This window comes from Pseudomonas artemisiae (assembly GCF_057128685.1).
This window is the reverse complement of sequence record NZ_JBSKHS010000002.1, coordinates 39,405-53,577: the sequence shown is the minus strand read 5'-3', so window position 1 is coordinate 53,577 and position 14,173 is coordinate 39,405. Positions and strand designations below refer to the sequence as shown.

Annotated in this window: 13 protein-coding genes; 2 read left to right on the top strand and 11 right to left on the bottom strand. The window is 59.0% G+C overall.

Annotated features, from left to right (window positions below):
• The first annotated feature begins 19 nt into the window (after positions 1 to 19).
• Positions 20 to 754, top strand: a complete 735-nt coding sequence (locus ACWKV4_RS02950) for a hypothetical protein (RefSeq protein ID WP_483831186.1) — start codon at positions 20 to 22, stop codon at positions 752 to 754.
• Positions 755 to 773: 19 nt separating this feature from the next.
• Here ACWKV4_RS02950 and bipL read toward each other — a convergent pair whose 3' ends face one another.
• The 8 genes from bipL to ACWKV4_RS02910 form a co-directional block, all read right to left on the bottom strand.
• Positions 774 to 1,712 (bottom strand): phospholipase BipL, encoded by a 939-nt coding sequence (gene bipL, locus ACWKV4_RS02945; protein ID WP_483831187.1) that lies wholly within the window; start codon positions 1,710 to 1,712, stop codon positions 774 to 776.
• A 50-nt stretch (positions 1,713 to 1,762) separates the two neighbouring features.
• Entirely contained in the window at positions 1,763 to 2,659 is an 897-nt protein-coding gene (locus ACWKV4_RS02940) for an ABC transporter permease subunit (protein WP_483831188.1), read from the bottom strand.
• The gene (locus tag ACWKV4_RS02935; RefSeq protein ID WP_483831201.1) at positions 2,656 to 3,537 is read right to left on the bottom strand and encodes an ABC transporter permease subunit; all 882 of its coding nucleotides are present in this window, start codon (positions 3,535 to 3,537) and stop codon (positions 2,656 to 2,658) included. The genes ACWKV4_RS02940 and ACWKV4_RS02935 overlap by 4 nt, the downstream gene beginning before the upstream one ends.
• 32 nt (positions 3,538 to 3,569) lie before the next feature.
• Positions 3,570 to 4,712, bottom strand: coding sequence for a polyamine ABC transporter ATP-binding protein (gene potA / locus ACWKV4_RS02930; RefSeq protein ID WP_483831189.1), 1,143 nt, complete (start codon positions 4,710 to 4,712; stop codon positions 3,570 to 3,572).
• A gap of 54 nt (positions 4,713 to 4,766) precedes the next feature.
• The gene (locus tag ACWKV4_RS02925; protein WP_483831190.1) at positions 4,767 to 5,861 is read right to left on the bottom strand and encodes a polyamine ABC transporter substrate-binding protein; all 1,095 of its coding nucleotides are present in this window, start codon (positions 5,859 to 5,861) and stop codon (positions 4,767 to 4,769) included.
• Positions 5,862 to 6,060: 199 nt separating this feature from the next.
• The gene (locus ACWKV4_RS02920) at positions 6,061 to 7,158 is read right to left on the bottom strand and encodes a polyamine ABC transporter substrate-binding protein (RefSeq protein WP_483831191.1); all 1,098 of its coding nucleotides are present in this window, start codon (positions 7,156 to 7,158) and stop codon (positions 6,061 to 6,063) included.
• Positions 7,159 to 7,250: 92 nt separating this feature from the next.
• Positions 7,251 to 8,615 carry an aspartate aminotransferase family protein gene (locus ACWKV4_RS02915; RefSeq protein WP_483831192.1) on the bottom strand — a complete coding sequence of 455 codons (1,365 nt, stop codon included), beginning with the start codon at positions 8,613 to 8,615 and terminating at the stop codon, positions 7,251 to 7,253.
• Between the two features lie 39 nt (positions 8,616 to 8,654).
• Positions 8,655 to 10,013, bottom strand: coding sequence for a glutamine synthetase family protein (locus ACWKV4_RS02910; protein ID WP_483831193.1), 1,359 nt, complete (start codon positions 10,011 to 10,013; stop codon positions 8,655 to 8,657).
• Between the two features lie 612 nt (positions 10,014 to 10,625).
• Between ACWKV4_RS02910 and ACWKV4_RS02905 the strand changes: the two genes are divergently transcribed.
• Complete coding sequence (locus ACWKV4_RS02905) at positions 10,626 to 12,002, top strand: glutamine synthetase family protein (protein WP_483831194.1); 1,377 nt, start codon at positions 10,626 to 10,628, stop codon at positions 12,000 to 12,002.
• Positions 12,003 to 12,336: 334 nt separating this feature from the next.
• Here ACWKV4_RS02905 and ACWKV4_RS02900 read toward each other — a convergent pair whose 3' ends face one another.
• The 3 genes from ACWKV4_RS02900 to ssuC are packed head-to-tail and all read right to left on the bottom strand — an operon-like array spanning position 12,337 to position 14,169.
• On the bottom strand, positions 12,337 to 12,552 hold the full coding sequence (locus tag ACWKV4_RS02900; RefSeq protein WP_483833843.1) for a TOBE domain-containing protein: 216 nt from the start codon (positions 12,550 to 12,552) through the stop codon (positions 12,337 to 12,339).
• Between the two features lie 19 nt (positions 12,553 to 12,571).
• Positions 12,572 to 13,381: an aliphatic sulfonates ABC transporter ATP-binding protein gene (ssuB, locus tag ACWKV4_RS02895; protein WP_483833844.1), complete on the bottom strand. Its 810-nt coding sequence runs from the start codon at positions 13,379 to 13,381 to the stop codon at positions 12,572 to 12,574.
• Complete coding sequence (gene ssuC, locus ACWKV4_RS02890) at positions 13,378 to 14,169, bottom strand: aliphatic sulfonate ABC transporter permease SsuC (protein ID WP_483833845.1); 792 nt, start codon at positions 14,167 to 14,169, stop codon at positions 13,378 to 13,380. Before ssuC ends, ssuB begins: the two co-directional genes overlap by 4 nt.
• Positions 14,170 to 14,173 lie beyond the last annotated feature (4 nt).

Below are 14,173 nucleotides of genomic sequence, written 5' to 3'. Positions count from 1 at the left end.
CTGCTGACAGGAGTCCCTCATGCGTCGTTTTCTTTGCGTTGTGTTGCTGTGCTGCGCCCTGCCGGCGTGGGCGGACACGCACGACGAACTCTACAAGGCAGCAGGCTGGCCAGAGCAACGGGTTCATTTCACGGACGCACTGAAGGCGGCCCAGCAACGCTATCAAAACAGCCTGCCGCCGGCGGTGTTCCAGGCCTTGGTCAGCAACAGTAACCAGCGTTTCGCCCCCCAGGCAGTAGACCAGCGCGCCGAAGGCAGCCTGCGCAAGGCATTGCCTAACCCTCAATCGGCCCTTGCGTTTTTCCAGTCGCCCTTGGGCCGCAAGATCGTCGCCGCTGAATTGCTTGCCACCCGCCCTGATCAACTGGCCCGCAATGCCCAAGGCTTGCCGAAGATGCAAGTGAGTGACACTCGACAGCTGTTGATCGGGCACCTGACGCGCGCGATCCCCGCCAAAGAGGCCGGCGCGGAAGTAAGCCTGGCCATCGCAGGCGTGGCCGCCGACAGCTTGAGCTCGATGATTCCCGGGCTGTTGGGCAGTGGCCCGGCCCAAGGGATGCTGGATGGGCAGCGCGAGCGCCTGCAGCAGCAGATCAGCGTCGACCTGGATAACACCCTGTTGTATGTGTACCGAGGGTTAAGCGATCCAGAGCTGGAGGCGTTTGTAGCCTTTGCCGAGTCCCCCGAGGGGCATGCCTATTACCAAGCTGCCTTGGCGGCGGTGAAGGCCGGGTTGGCCGTCGGGGCGCGATAGAAAACCTATTGGCCCGGTTCTATAGGTATCGCTCCAAAAACGGCAGGTACGTTTCCCGTATGGCCGTGGTTTCATTGGCCAGGTGATGACGCGCCAGAGGTAAACGCAGCACCTGGGGCTGTTTGAACTTTGTTTCCAGCACCCGCAGGTTATGCCGCCAGTCCACGGTCATGTCCTGCTCACCTTGCACGATTATCGGGCTAAGGCCACACGCAGGGGCGGCCTCGATACGGGCAATCCAACGTATCAACGCGCCTACCCAGGCGGTAGGTAAGCGCTGAGGCTGTAATGGGTCTGCTTGAAGAAAAGGCAAAAACGCAGGGTCAGTGCTGTTTTCACTAAAGCGCCTGGCGATGCTGCTGACGAACGGGCTGAGTAGGTGATAGCTGAGCCTGGACACGCCCCATGAGCGCGGGCGCACCAAGGGCGCCAAGAGCATTAGGTGCCCATCCACAGGGCTGGTACCGCCACTGTGCAGCGCATGGTCAATAACAATGGCCCCACCGGTACTCTGCCCGAGCACATGCCAAGGTCGTGGTAGGCCCATGGCCCTCGCCTGGTCAAATAGCCCCTCAAGGGTCGCTTGGTAATGGGAAAAGTCTCGGATGCTTGCCCGCGCGCCACTGGACAGCCCATGGCCTGGCAGGTCGCACGACACCACCGCAAGGCCACAATGCAGCCCCCAGGCAACCAGATGGCGGAACAGCCCCATATGGTCGTAAAAACCGTGCAGTAGCACCAAGGTGCCACGGGCTTGGCGCGGCACCCAGGCCTGACAGACCAACTCGAAGCCCTCCGCCTCGAACACGCTCAAATAGGTGTCAAAGGCCAGGCCACTGCCTGGGAAGTCCAGCCCGTAAAAGCGCTGGTAGGCACGGCCCTGCTCGCATAAGGGAAGGCCCTCGCTACAGGGGCGAAGGCTTGCGCGCAGATGGTCGGGGTGGAACGTTGCAGTCATAAGGGTTACCTGGCTATACAGGTAACCCTACGCTGACTAACCAACGCCTATCAAGCCGCGGTCACCTCGGCTTTGGCGCGCCGAGGTTCTGGTTGGGACGAATTGCCCGCGGCGGCTTCCTCGATGGCCTGCTGGATCGCACGGCGGCGGCGCTCCTCGGCACGGCGGCTGAAGAACCACACGAAGAAGGTGAAGATCGAGACCACCAGCAGAATCAAGCTGGCGATGGCATTGATTTCAGGCTTCACGCCCAAGCGAACCTGGGAGAACACCTCCATGGGCAGGGTGGTGGAGCCAGGGCCGGCAACAAAGCTGGCCAGTACCAAGTCATCCAGCGACAGCGCGAAGGACATCATGCCCCCTGCCGCCAAAGAGGGCGCGATCATCGGGATGGTGATCAATAGAAACACCTTCCAGGGCCGTGCGCCCAAGTCCATGGCGGCCTCTTCGATGGACAGGTCCAGTTCCCGCAAGCGCGCCGACACCACCACCGCCACGTAAGCCGCGCAAAAGGTGGTATGGGCGATCCAGATGGTCGGCACGCCGCGCTCCTGCGGCCAGCCGATGATTTGCGCCATGGCAACGAACAGCAGCAATAGCGACAGACCGGTAATGACTTCAGGCATGACCAGCGGGGCCGTCACCAGCCCGCCGAACAAGGTCCGCCCCTTGAAGCGCGGCACGCGGGTCAGCACAAAGGCAGCCAGGGTGCCGAGCACCACCGAGGAAATCGCCGTGTAAGTGGCGATTTCCAGGGAGCGGAACACCGCGCTCATCAGTTGATCGTTATGCAGCAGGCCAACGTACCACTTCACTGACCAGCCGCCCCACACGGTAACCAGCCGCGAAGCGTTGAACGAGTAGATCACCAGGATCAGCATGGGCGCGTAGATAAAGATCAGGCCCACCCACAGCATAAAGGTGGAAAACCGGAAACGGGACGTCATATCTTGCCCTCTATCTCTTTGGCCTGGCTGCGGTTGAAGAGAATGATGGGCACGATCAGCAGGCCCAACATCACCACCGCCAGCGCAGACGCCACCGGCCAGTCGCGATTGTTGAAGAACTCTTGCCACAGCACTTTGCCGATCATCAAGGTTTCAGGGCCGCCCAGCAGTTCGGGGATCACAAACTCGCCCACTACTGGAATGAACACCAACATGCAGCCGGCGATGATGCCGTTCTTCGACAAGGGCACGGTGATTTTCCAGAAGTTGTTGAACCGGCTCGACCCCAGGTCGGAGGCTGCCTCCAGCAAGCTCTGGTCATGCTTTACCAGGTTGGCGAATAGCGGCAGGATCATAAACGGCAGGTAGGAGTACACCACACCGATATACACCGCCAGGTTAGTGTTGAGGATCTGCAGCGGCTGATCGATCACACCCAGGTACATCAGAAAACCATTGAGCAAGCCGTTATTGCTGAGCAAGCCCATCCAGGCATACACGCGGATCAGAATGGCCGTCCAAGTAGGCATCATGATCAGCAGCAGCAATACGGTCTGGGTCTCTTTCTTGGCCACCGACATGGCGTAGGCCATGGGGTAGCCGATCAGCACGCACAGCAAGGTGCTGAAAAACGCCATTTTCAGCGAGCCCAGGTAGGCCGAGAAATACAGCTCGTCATCGCCCAGCAGCAGGTAGTTGGCCAGGTTCAGGGCAATGTCGATCTTGCCTTCGGCATACTGCCAAATAGCCGTGTACGGCGGGATGGCCACGTCTGCTTCAGCGAAGCTGATCTTCAGCACAATGAAAAACGGCAGCATGAAGAACAGGAACAGCCATACGAAGGGGATGCCGATCACCAACTGGCGGCCGCCAGGCATCCAACGGTTGTACACACGCTTGAGCTTTTTGTTCATGAGCGAAGCACCACGCCGCTGTCGTCTTCCCACCATACGAACACTTCGTCGTCCCAGGTCGGCCGGGCGCCACGGCGTTCGGCGTTGGCCACGAAGGACTGCACGACCTTGCCGCTGGGCAATTGCACGTAGAACACCGAATGGCCACCCAGATAGGCGATGTCATGCACCTTGCCCCTGGACCAGTTGTGCTCAGCGGTAGGCTGCTCGGTGGTGACCAAGAGTTTTTCGGGGCGAATAGCGTAGGTGACACTCTTGTCCTCAGCGGCGGTACTGACCCCATGGCCTATATAGATGCTGCGTTCCAGTTCCGGGGAGCTGATCAGCACATAGCCTTCCATGTCCTCTATTACTTGGCCGTCGAACAAGTTGACGTTGCCGATAAACTCACACACCAGGCGGCTGGTGGGCGTTTCGTAGATATCAATGGGGCTGCCGATCTGGGCGATCCAGCCCAGGTGCATGATGGCGATGCGCTGGGCCATGGTCATGGCCTCTTCCTGGTCGTGGGTCACCATCACGCAGGTCACGCCGACCCGCTCGATGATCTCTACCAACTCCAACTGCATTTCCGAACGCAGCTTTTTGTCCAGGGCGCCCATGGGTTCATCGAGCAGCAACAGCTTGGGCCGTTTGGCCAGTGAGCGAGCCAAGGCCACTCGCTGGCGCTGGCCACCGGAAAGCTGATGCGGCTTGCGCCGCGCAAACTGGGTCATGTGCACCAGCTTGAGCATTTCGCTGACCCGCGCGTCGATCTCGGCGCTGGGCATTTTGTCCTGTTTCAGGCCAAAGGCGATGTTCTGGGCCACGGTCATGTGGGGGAACAGCGCATAGGACTGGAACATCATATTGATGGGCCGCTTGTAGGGCGGCATGTCGGTAATGTCTACGCCGTCGAGGAAAATCCGCCCTTCCGTAGGCCGTTCGAAGCCCGCCAGCATACGCAGCAGGGTCGACTTACCTGAACCCGATCCACCCAGCAAGGCGAAAATCTCGCCCTTGTGGATCTGCAGGGACACGTCATCCACGGCGATCGTCTCGTCGAACTTTTTGGTTACCCGGTCGATCTTGACCAGCACTTCTTTGAGGTGCTGTCCGCCTTCGAGGGCTTTCTTGTAGGCACTGGAGGCAACGGCCATCAACGAACTCCCAACTGTTTCGCATGCCCACCGCAGCGGGTGGGCGTAGGTTAATTACTTGCCCGTCTTGATTCGGGTCCAGGAACGGGTCATCAAACGCTGAATCTTCGGCGGCAGCTCATGGTTGACGTACGCCTTGTCGAGCACGGCTTGAGGCGGGTACACCGCCGGGTCCTCGCTCACGGTTTTATCCATGTCAGCTTTGGCCTGGGGGTTCGGGTTGGCGTAGCCCACATAGTCGCTCACTTGGGCGATGACCTTGGGCTCCAACAGGTAGTTAATGAAGGCATGGGCTTCTTTGGTATCCGGCGCGTCCGCGGGGATCGCCAGCATGTCGAACCAGAGGTTGCCGCCTTCCTTGGGAACCGCATAAGCCACGGTAACGCCGTTCTTCGCTTCCTTGGCACGGTTGCGGGCCTGGAATACATCGCCGGAGAAGCCTGCGGCCACGCAAATGTTGCCGGAGGACAGGTCGGTGATGTACTTGGACGAATGGAAGTAGCGCACGTAGGGGCGCACAGCCAGCAGCTTGGCCTCAGCCTTCTTGTAGTCGTCCGGGTTGGTGCTGTTGGGGTCCAGCCCCAAATATTGCAGTACCGCGGGCATCATTTCATCGGGTGAGTCAAGAAAGGCCACGCCGCATTTTTGCAGTTTTTTCATGTTCTCAGGCTCGAACAGCGTGGCCCACGAATCGATGGTGTCCACGCCCAACACGGCTTTGATCTTGGCCGGGTTATAACCGATGCCATTGGTGCCCCATAGGTAAGGCACAGCGTACTGGTTGCCTGGGTCGTTGGCTTCCAGGCGCTTCATCAGGGCCGGGTCCAGGTTGTTCCAGTTCGGCAACTGGCTGCGATCCAGCTTTTGGAAGGCGCCGGCCTTGATCTGCTTGCCCAGAAAGTGGTTGGAGGGCACTACCACGTCATAGCCGGTGTGCCCAGCCAGCAACTTGCCTTCCAGGGTTTCGTTGGAGTCGAACACGTCGTAGGACGGTTTGATGCCGGTAGCCTTTTCGAAGTCGGCCAGGGTGGTCTCGCCAATGTAGTCGGACCAGTTATAAACCTTCACCGCACCCGCCGCCTGAGCGCCTGCCGTGACGGTCAGGGTTGCGGCGAACAGCATGGCCTTACCAAAAAGGGAGTCAGACACGTGAAATCCTCTCGAAAGTGTTCTTTTCAGACGGCCATGGACCGACCGGAATGAGAAACCGGCGCGCAACTTACCTTCGATAACCCGCGGGGGCAAAGTTAATTCTTTACCACAAGGGCCCAGCGCTTGCTGGCACAGGCTAACCAGGACAGTCAGATAGGCCGCCAAGCACTCTGCCTGGCTGCCCTGGGTACAGGGTTTACTTACCGGATTTGATCTTGGTCCAGCTACGGGTCATCTCCCGCTGAATCGGCTGGGGCAGATCCGAAATAGCATAGAACTTGGCTTTCACCTCGTCGGACGGGTAGATATTAGGGTCGGTCTTGATGGCATCGTCCACGAACGCGGTGGCAGCTTTGTTACCGTTGGGGAACTGCACGGCATTGGTGATTTCAGCCATGACGTCCGGCTTGAGCAGGAAATCCATGAACTTATAAGCCCCATCGACGTTCTCGGCATCCTTCGGAATGGCGACCATGTCATAGAAGGTACCAGCGCCTTCCTTCGGAATGGTGTAGCTGACCTTCACCTTGCCGCCGGCTTCTTCAGCCCGGGTTTTCGACTGCTGGATGTCACCCGAATACCCTACGGCCACGCAGATATTGCCGTTGGCCAAGTCCGAGATGTACTTGGATGAATGGAAATACCCAATGCTTGGGCGGATTTTCAGGAACAGTTCTTCAGCCTGCTTGAGCTCGTCCTTCTTCTGGGTATTGGTTGGCAACCCCAGGTAGTGCAAGGCTACCGGCAGCATCTCGGTGGGTGAATCAAGGAAGCTCACGCCACAGGATTTGAGCTTGGCGATGTTCTCAGGCTTGAGCAGCACGTCCCAGGAGTCGATCTTGTCCACGCCCAGCGCGGCTTTGACCTTCTCAGGGTTATAGCCAATGCCGATGGTGCCCCACATATAAGGGAAGGCATGGGTATTACCTGGGTCGCTGGCATCGCCCACGGCCTTGAGCAGGGATTCATCCAGGTTTTTCCAGTTGGGCAGCTTGGATTTGTCCAGTTCTTGGTAAACGCCGGCCTTGATCTGCTTGGCCAGGAAGTTATTCGACGGCACCACAACGTCGTACCCGGACTTGCCTGCGAGCAGCTTGGCTTCCAGTGTTTCGTTGCTGTCGAACACGTCGTACACCACCTTGATGCCCGATTCTTGCTCGAACTTTTTCACGGTATCCGGCGCGATGTAGTCAGACCAGTTGTAAACGTGCAGCACTTTATCGTCAGCGTGAGCCGCCCCAACCCCAGCGGCTATCAGCGACAGCGCGACCAGCGTCTTGCCTAATTTTTTCATGCGTCTGCTCCAAATATTTTCTGATAAGCACCTAAGGTGCGCCGGCGCTTCGTTCACGTGCTCCGGAAAAGCGCCGCCGCACAAATTAGCATTTAGCCATTAAGCGCCTTAAGGGTCAGGTCCAGGCACAACCGGGCCTTTTCCACCAGCTCGTCGATCTCCCCCTGGCTGATCACCAAGGGCGGCGCGATGATCATGGTATCGCCCACGGCCCGCATGATCAGCCCATTGTCGAAGCAATACTGACGGCAGATCATGCCAACACCGCGGCCCTCATGCCGCTCACGGGTGGTTTTGTCCTTCACCAGTTCAATGGCGCCCAACATGCCCAACCCTCGGACCTCACCCACCAATGGATGATCCGAGAGTTCACGCAAGCGCTTTTGCAAATAAGGTGCCGTTTCGTTTTTTACCCGCTCGATGATCTGCTCTTCACGCATCAGCCGCAGGTTTTCCAGCCCGACCGCAGCCGCCACGGGGTGGCCGGAATAGGTAAAGCCGTGATTGAAGTCCCCGCCTTCGCTAATGGTACGGGCGACCTCATCACGGACGATCACACCCCCCATGGGCACATAACCGGAGGTCAGGCCCTTGGCGATGGTCATCAGGTCTGGTTGCAGGTGGTAGTAGTCGCTGCCGAACCACTCGCCGGTACGGCCAAAGCCACAGATCACCTCGTCGGCCACGAAAAGAATGTCGTACTTGGTGAGGATTTCCTTGATACGCGGCCAGTAGCTGGCCGGCGGAATGATCACCCCACCGGCCCCTTGAATGGGTTCTGCGATAAAGGCGCCTACCTGATCTTCGCCAAGCTCAAGGATTTTCTCTTCTAACTGGTTGGCCGCCCAGATGCCAAAAGCCTCAGGAGACCGGTCACCGCCTTCGCCATACCAGTAGGGTTGAGCGATGTGCACGATGCCGGGGATGGGCAGGTCGCCCTGTTCGTGCATGCCACTCATGCCGCCCAGGCTGGCGCCTGCCACGGTAGAGCCGTGATAGCCATTGACCCGGCTGATGATGGTCTTTTTCTCGGGCTTGCCCTTGAGCGCCCAATAATGGCGCACCAACCGCAGTACGGTGTCATTGCCTTCGGAGCCTGAGCCGGTGAAAAACACGTGGCTCATGCCAGCAGGCGCAACGTCGGTGATGGCCTTGGCCAGTTCCAGAGCGGGCGGATGCGCGGTTTGGAAGAACAGGTTGTAGTACGGCAACTCGCGCATTTGATTGGCCGCGGCCTGAACCAGTTCTTCACGGCCATAGCCGATGGCGACGCACCATAGCCCTGCCATACCGTCGAGGATCTTGTGCCCTTCGCTGTCCCAAAGGTGTACGCCCTGCGCTTTGGTGATAATGCGCGGGCCTTTTTCCTTCAGCTGTTTATAGTCGCTGAAGGGCGCCAGGTGATGGTCGCCGCTAAGGGTTTGCCATTGCTGGGTTTGGGAAGTGTTGTCGGTCATCTGTTTCTCCTGGGCCGGGCCCTGGAGGCCCGGTAGCGATCACACCGCGAACAGCAGGAATTCCCGTTCCCATGAGCTGATCACGCGCTTGAAGTTTTCATGTTCGGCACGCTTGACCGCCACATACCCGGTCACGAATTTGTGCCCCAGGTACTTCTCCACAGCCTTGGAGTTTTCCATGCGCTCCAGGGCGTCTTCGATGGTCAGCGGCAGGCGCAGGTTGCGTCGCTCGTACCCCCGGCCGTGTACCGGCGCGCTGGGTGGAATGCCCTCGACCATGCCCATGTACCCACACAGCAGGCTCGCGGCGATGGCCAGGTACGGGTTGGCGTCAGCGCCCGGCAAGCGGTTTTCCACTCGGCGGTTCTGCGGGGTTGCGTCTGGCACACGCAGGCCAACGGTGCGGTTTTCCTCGCCCCATTCCACATTGACCGGAGCGGAGGTGTCCGGCAGGAAGCGGCGGAACGAGTTGACGTTAGGCGCAAACAGCGGCAGCAGCTCGGGAATGTATTTCTGCAAGCCGCCCACGTGGTGCAGGAACAGCTGGCTCATGGAGCCGTCTTCGCTGGAAAAGATGCTCTTTCCAGTGGCCACATCCACTACGCTTTGATGCAGGTGCATGGCGCTGCCAGGCTCACCGGTCATGGGCTTGGCCATAAAGGTGGCGGCCACATTGTGCTTGAGGGCGGCCTCGCGCATGGTGCGCTTGAATACCACGATCTGATCCGCCAGGGCCAGGGCGCTGCCGTGACGGAAATTGATTTCCATCTGGGCGGTGCCGTCTTCGTGAATCAGCGTATCCAGGTCCAGGTGTTGCAACTCACACCAGTCGTATACGTCTTCGAACAACGGGTCGAACTCGTTTGCTGCCTCGATGGAAAACGACTGGCGACCGGTTTCTGGCCGGCCAGAGCGGCCTATGGGCGGCTGCAGGGGGAAGTCAGGGTCATCGCAGCGCTTGGTGAGGTAGAACTCCATTTCTGGCGCCACGATCGGCTGCCAGCCACGGTCGGCGTACAACTTCAGTACTTTTTTCAGCACGTTGCGGGGCGACAGCTCGATGGGGTTGCCCTGCTTGTCGTAGGTATCGTGGATCACCTGAGCGGTGGGCTCGATGGCCCAAGGCACCAGAAACACCGCGTTCTGGTCAGGGCGACAGAGCATGTCGATGTCGGCGGGGTCCAGCAACTCGTAATAGATGTCGTCTTCTACATAGTCACCGGTCACGGTTTGCAACAATACGCTTTCAGGGAGGCGCATACCCTTTTCGGCGATGAACTTGTTGGTCGGTGAGATCTTGCCCCGGGTAATGCCGGTCAAGTCACTGATCAAGCATTCAACTTCAGTGATCTTGTGTTTTTTCAACCAATCAGTGAGCTGGTCGAGGTTGGTACTCATAAATACCTCAGGAGGTAAAGGCCCAGGCCAGAGGGCCAGGAGTGTTTAATGCCGGTGCATCAGAGTGTGCGGTATTTTCCTTGGAGCCGCAGCCTTGATCAGCTAGCCCATAGCGCGCTGGCATTATCGAACGGCGCTCCCACATGCGTGCGTACACCACCATTCGCAAGACGAGCAGGCAGGCTAAGGGCACTTCTGGCAGTATGGTAATAGGAAACGATGCAGGTTCGGGGCGCGCTCCAGTCGAGCAGGAGGCGTGGTAATGGTAGGGTACGAGGCTAGGCGCTTGGTTACCGGCCGCGGCGCCATTAGCGCCAGCACAAAACAGGCGTGCCATGAAGGTCCCCGTTATTGTTGCTGTTATGGGATGTGACCGAGCTTAGCGTTGTTCAATTTTTTACACAACACCCTGTAAAAAATTCAGCACGCTATAACTGGAGATTAATATCATGGCGATAAATGCAGCAGAAAAAGCACCTTAATTGCACAAAAATCGCTTAAATGCCCCCTTTAAGAGCAACATGGGGCAGCTTGACTTCAGGTTGGCTTTCAGATTGACTGAGGTAATTGTAAGCCAATGATTGATATTTTTAACAACAAAGGTGTTGCATCATGTCGGTACCCCCGCGTGCCGTTCAGCTTAATGAAGCGAACGCATTCCTTAAGGATCATCCTGAGGTTCTGTACGTCGACCTTCTGATTGCAGATATGAATGGCGTAGTGCGTGGCAAGCGCATTGAGCGTACTAGCCTGCACAAGGTGTACGAGAAAGGCATTAACCTGCCCGCTTCCTTGTTTGCTCTGGACATCAACGGGTCCACGGTGGAAAGCACCGGTCTGGGCCTGGACATCGGCGACGCCGATCGCATCTGTTATCCCATCCCCAACACCCTCAGCAACGAGCCTTGGCAGAAACGCCCCACTGCCCAGCTGTTGATGACCATGCACGAACTCGAAGGCGAACCCTTCTTTGCAGACCCCCGTGAAGTATTGCGCCAGGTTGTGCAGAAGTTCGATGACATGGGCCTGACCATCTGCGCCGCGTTCGAGTTGGAGTTCTACCTGATCGACCAGGAAAACGTAAACGGCCGACCACAACCGCCCCGCTCGCCCATTTCTGGCAAACGCCCACAGTCGACCCAGGTATACCTGATCGATGACCTGGATGAATACGTCGACTGCCTGCAGGATATTCTCGAAGGCGCCAAGGAACAGCACATCCCTGCGGATGCCATCGTCAAGGAAAGCGCCCCGGCCCAGTTTGAGGTGAACCTGCACCATGTGGCCGACCCCTTGAAAGCCTGTGACTATGCCGTGCTGCTCAAGCGGCTGATCAAGAACATCGCCTATGACCATGAAATGGACACCACCTTCATGGCCAAGCCTTACCCAGGGCAGGCAGGCAATGGCTTGCACGTGCATATCTCGATCCTGGACCGCGACGGCAAGAATATCTTCACCAGCGAGGATCCCGAGCAGAACGCCGCATTGCGTCACGCAATCGGCGGTGTGCTCGAGACCCTGCCGGCCTCCATGGCCTTCCTCTGCCCTAACGTCAACTCCTACCGCCGCTTTGGCGCGCAGTTCTACGTGCCCAACTCGCCTACCTGGGGCCTGGACAACCGAACCGTCGCGCTGCGCGTGCCTACCGGCACACCGGATTCAGTTCGGATCGAACACCGGGTAGCTGGGGCAGATGCCAACCCTTACCTGCTAATGTCCGCGGTGCTGGCGGGTATCCACCACGGCCTGACCACCAAGGTCGAGCCTGGTGAGCCGCTGGAAGGCAATGCTTACGAGCAGACCGAGCCCAGCCTGCCCAACAACCTGCGCGATGCCTTACGGGCGCTGGACGACAGCGAGATCATGGCCCGCTATATCGACCCCAAATACATCGATATTTTCGTGGCGTGCAAGGAAAGTGAACTGGCGGAGTTCGAGCATTCGATTTCCGACCTGGAATACAACTGGTACCTGCATACGGTGTAGGCCGGCGGGCTGTTGAATCTGGTCGCGAGCAAGCTCGGCTGCTACGGGAACATACAGGCCATACCGTAGCAGCCGGCCTTGGCCGCGACCGCCTCGGCATCGTGTTGAATCTGGTCGCGAGCAAGCTCGGCTGCTACGGGAACATACAGGCCACACCGTAGCAGCCGGCCTTGGCCGCAACCGCCTTAGCACCGTGTTGATCTGGTCGCGAGCAAGCTCGGCTGCTACGGGAACATACAGGCCACACCGTAGCAGCCGGCCTTGGCCGCGACCGCCTTAGCATCGTGTTGAATCGGGTCGCGAGCAAGCTCGGCTGCTACGGGGCATACTGCCGTTACAGCTTAGCGATGGACACTTCGGTGGACTTCACGAAGGCGATCACTTCGCTACCTACTACCAACTCCAGCTCTTTGACCGAGCGGGTGGTGATCACGGAGGTGACGATGCCCGAAGCGGTTTGTACGTCGATTTCCGACAATACCGAACCCTCAATGATTTCCTTGACGGTGCCTTTGAACTGGTTGCGAACGTTGATGGCTTTAATGGTCATGGTGTTTTCCTCGGGAGTGTCAGTAGGCCCAGCGCAGTTGCGCGGGCAGGGGGTAGTCAGGTTCACGGAGGGTGTCGTGCCCAGGCAGGGCAAGCACCCGCTCCAGCACACGGCTTTCCAAGGCCGCCAAGGCGTGAGAGCCGCGCTGGCGGGGGCGTGGCAGGTCTACTGCCAGGTCAAGGCCAATGCGGCCTTCCTCGATCAAGATCACACGGTCGGCCACAGCCACCGCTTCGGCCACGTCGTGGGTGACCAGCACCACGGTGAACCGGTGTTGCGCCCATAGGCGCTCTAACAGCTGCTGCATTTCGATGCGGGTCAGGGCATCCAGCGCCCCCAGGGGCTCATCCAGTAATAGCAACCGAGGCTCGTGAATCAACGCGCGGGCAAGGGCCACCCGTTGCTTTTGCCCGCCAGACAGCGTCGCGGGCCATTCCTTGGCACGCTCGGCCAGGCCCACGGCATTCAAGGCCTCCAGCGCCTTGGGCCGCCAATCGCCCCTCAGGCCCAGGCCCACGTTCTCGCTCACGGTTTTCCAGGGCAGCAGGCGGGGCTCCTGGAACATCAACCGGGTGCCTTCACGCACTTGGGCAAGGTTTCCAGTGCCGCTACCCAAGCGGCCATCGGTTGGCGTGTCCAAACCTGCCAACAGCCGCAGCAAGGTGCTTTTGCCGCAACCGCTACGGCCCACCACGGCCACGAACTGCCCGGCCGGTACGTGCAGGTCTATCTCCTGCAGCACCTGGCGCTCACCAAAGGTTTTACCCAACTGCTGAAGGTCCAGAGGGATGCCACGCAAGAGGTGCGGTGTGTTGTTCAGGACACTCATGCACGCCCCTCCTTCGCTGTTTGATAGGCTGGGTGCCAGCGCAGCCATACCCGCTCCAGGCCCCGTGCCGCCAAGTCCGCCAGCTTGCCCAGCACCGCGTACAGCACGATGGCCAGCACCACCACATCCGTTTGCAGGAACTCACGGGCATTCATGGCCAAGTAACCAATGCCAGAGCTGGCAGAGATGGTTTCCGCCACGATCAGCGTGAGCCACATAAAGCCCAGCGCAAAGCGCACACCCACCAAGATCGAAGGCAGTGCCCCAGGCAGGATCACTTGCCAGAACAGCCCGAAACCGGACAGCCCATAACTGCGGGCCATTTCCAGCAAGGCCGGATCTACGTTGCGGATGCCGTGGTAAGTGTTGAGGTAGATAGGGAACAGGGTGCCAAGCGCAACCAGGAAGATCTTCGCCGCCTCGTCGATGCCGAACCACAGGATGACCAACGGGATAAGCGCCAGGTGGGGCACGTTGCGGATCATCTGTACCGAACTGTCCAGCAAGCGCTCACCCCAGCGAGACAACCCTGTGATAAAGCCCAGCGCCAAGCCAATACTGCCGCCGATGGCAAAGCCTACAGCCGCGCGCCAGCTGCTAATGGCCAGGTGCGTCCACAGCTCCCCGGAGCGCACTAGCTGAACGCCAGCTTCCAATACCGCGCTGGGGGCGGGCAGGATCCGGGTAGACAACCAGCCCGCACTCACGGCCAATTGCCAGGCCGCCAGTAACAGTATGGGCAGCGCCCAAGGCGCAAGCCGGTCAGCGGTTTTCTGAAAAATGCTCATAGCC

Excerpts from the sequence above, each read along its gene's own strand:
- ACWKV4_RS02905 (WP_483831194.1), top strand. The coding sequence starts at position 10,626 with ATGTCGGTACCCCCGCGTGCCGTTCAGCTTAATGAAGCGAACGCATTC.
- potA (WP_483831189.1), bottom strand. The coding sequence starts at position 4,712 with ATGGCCGTTGCCTCCAGTGCCTACAAGAAAGCCCTCGAAGGCGGACAG.
- ACWKV4_RS02900 (WP_483833843.1), bottom strand. The coding sequence starts at position 12,552 with ATGACCATTAAAGCCATCAACGTTCGCAACCAGTTCAAAGGCACCGTC.
- bipL (WP_483831187.1), bottom strand. The coding sequence starts at position 1,712 with ATGACTGCAACGTTCCACCCCGACCATCTGCGCGCAAGCCTTCGCCCC.
- ACWKV4_RS02920 (WP_483831191.1), bottom strand. The coding sequence starts at position 7,158 with ATGAAAAAATTAGGCAAGACGCTGGTCGCGCTGTCGCTGATAGCCGCT.
- ACWKV4_RS02950 (WP_483831186.1), top strand. The coding sequence starts at position 20 with ATGCGTCGTTTTCTTTGCGTTGTGTTGCTGTGCTGCGCCCTGCCGGCG.
- ACWKV4_RS02935 (WP_483831201.1), bottom strand. The coding sequence starts at position 3,537 with ATGCCTGGCGGCCGCCAGTTGGTGATCGGCATCCCCTTCGTATGGCTG.
- ACWKV4_RS02915 (WP_483831192.1), bottom strand. The coding sequence starts at position 8,615 with ATGACCGACAACACTTCCCAAACCCAGCAATGGCAAACCCTTAGCGGC.
- ssuC (WP_483833845.1), bottom strand. The coding sequence starts at position 14,169 with ATGAGCATTTTTCAGAAAACCGCTGACCGGCTTGCGCCTTGGGCGCTG.
- ssuB (WP_483833844.1), bottom strand. The coding sequence starts at position 13,381 with ATGAGTGTCCTGAACAACACACCGCACCTCTTGCGTGGCATCCCTCTG.
- ACWKV4_RS02910 (WP_483831193.1), bottom strand. The coding sequence starts at position 10,013 with ATGAGTACCAACCTCGACCAGCTCACTGATTGGTTGAAAAAACACAAG.
- ACWKV4_RS02940 (WP_483831188.1), bottom strand. The coding sequence starts at position 2,659 with ATGACGTCCCGTTTCCGGTTTTCCACCTTTATGCTGTGGGTGGGCCTG.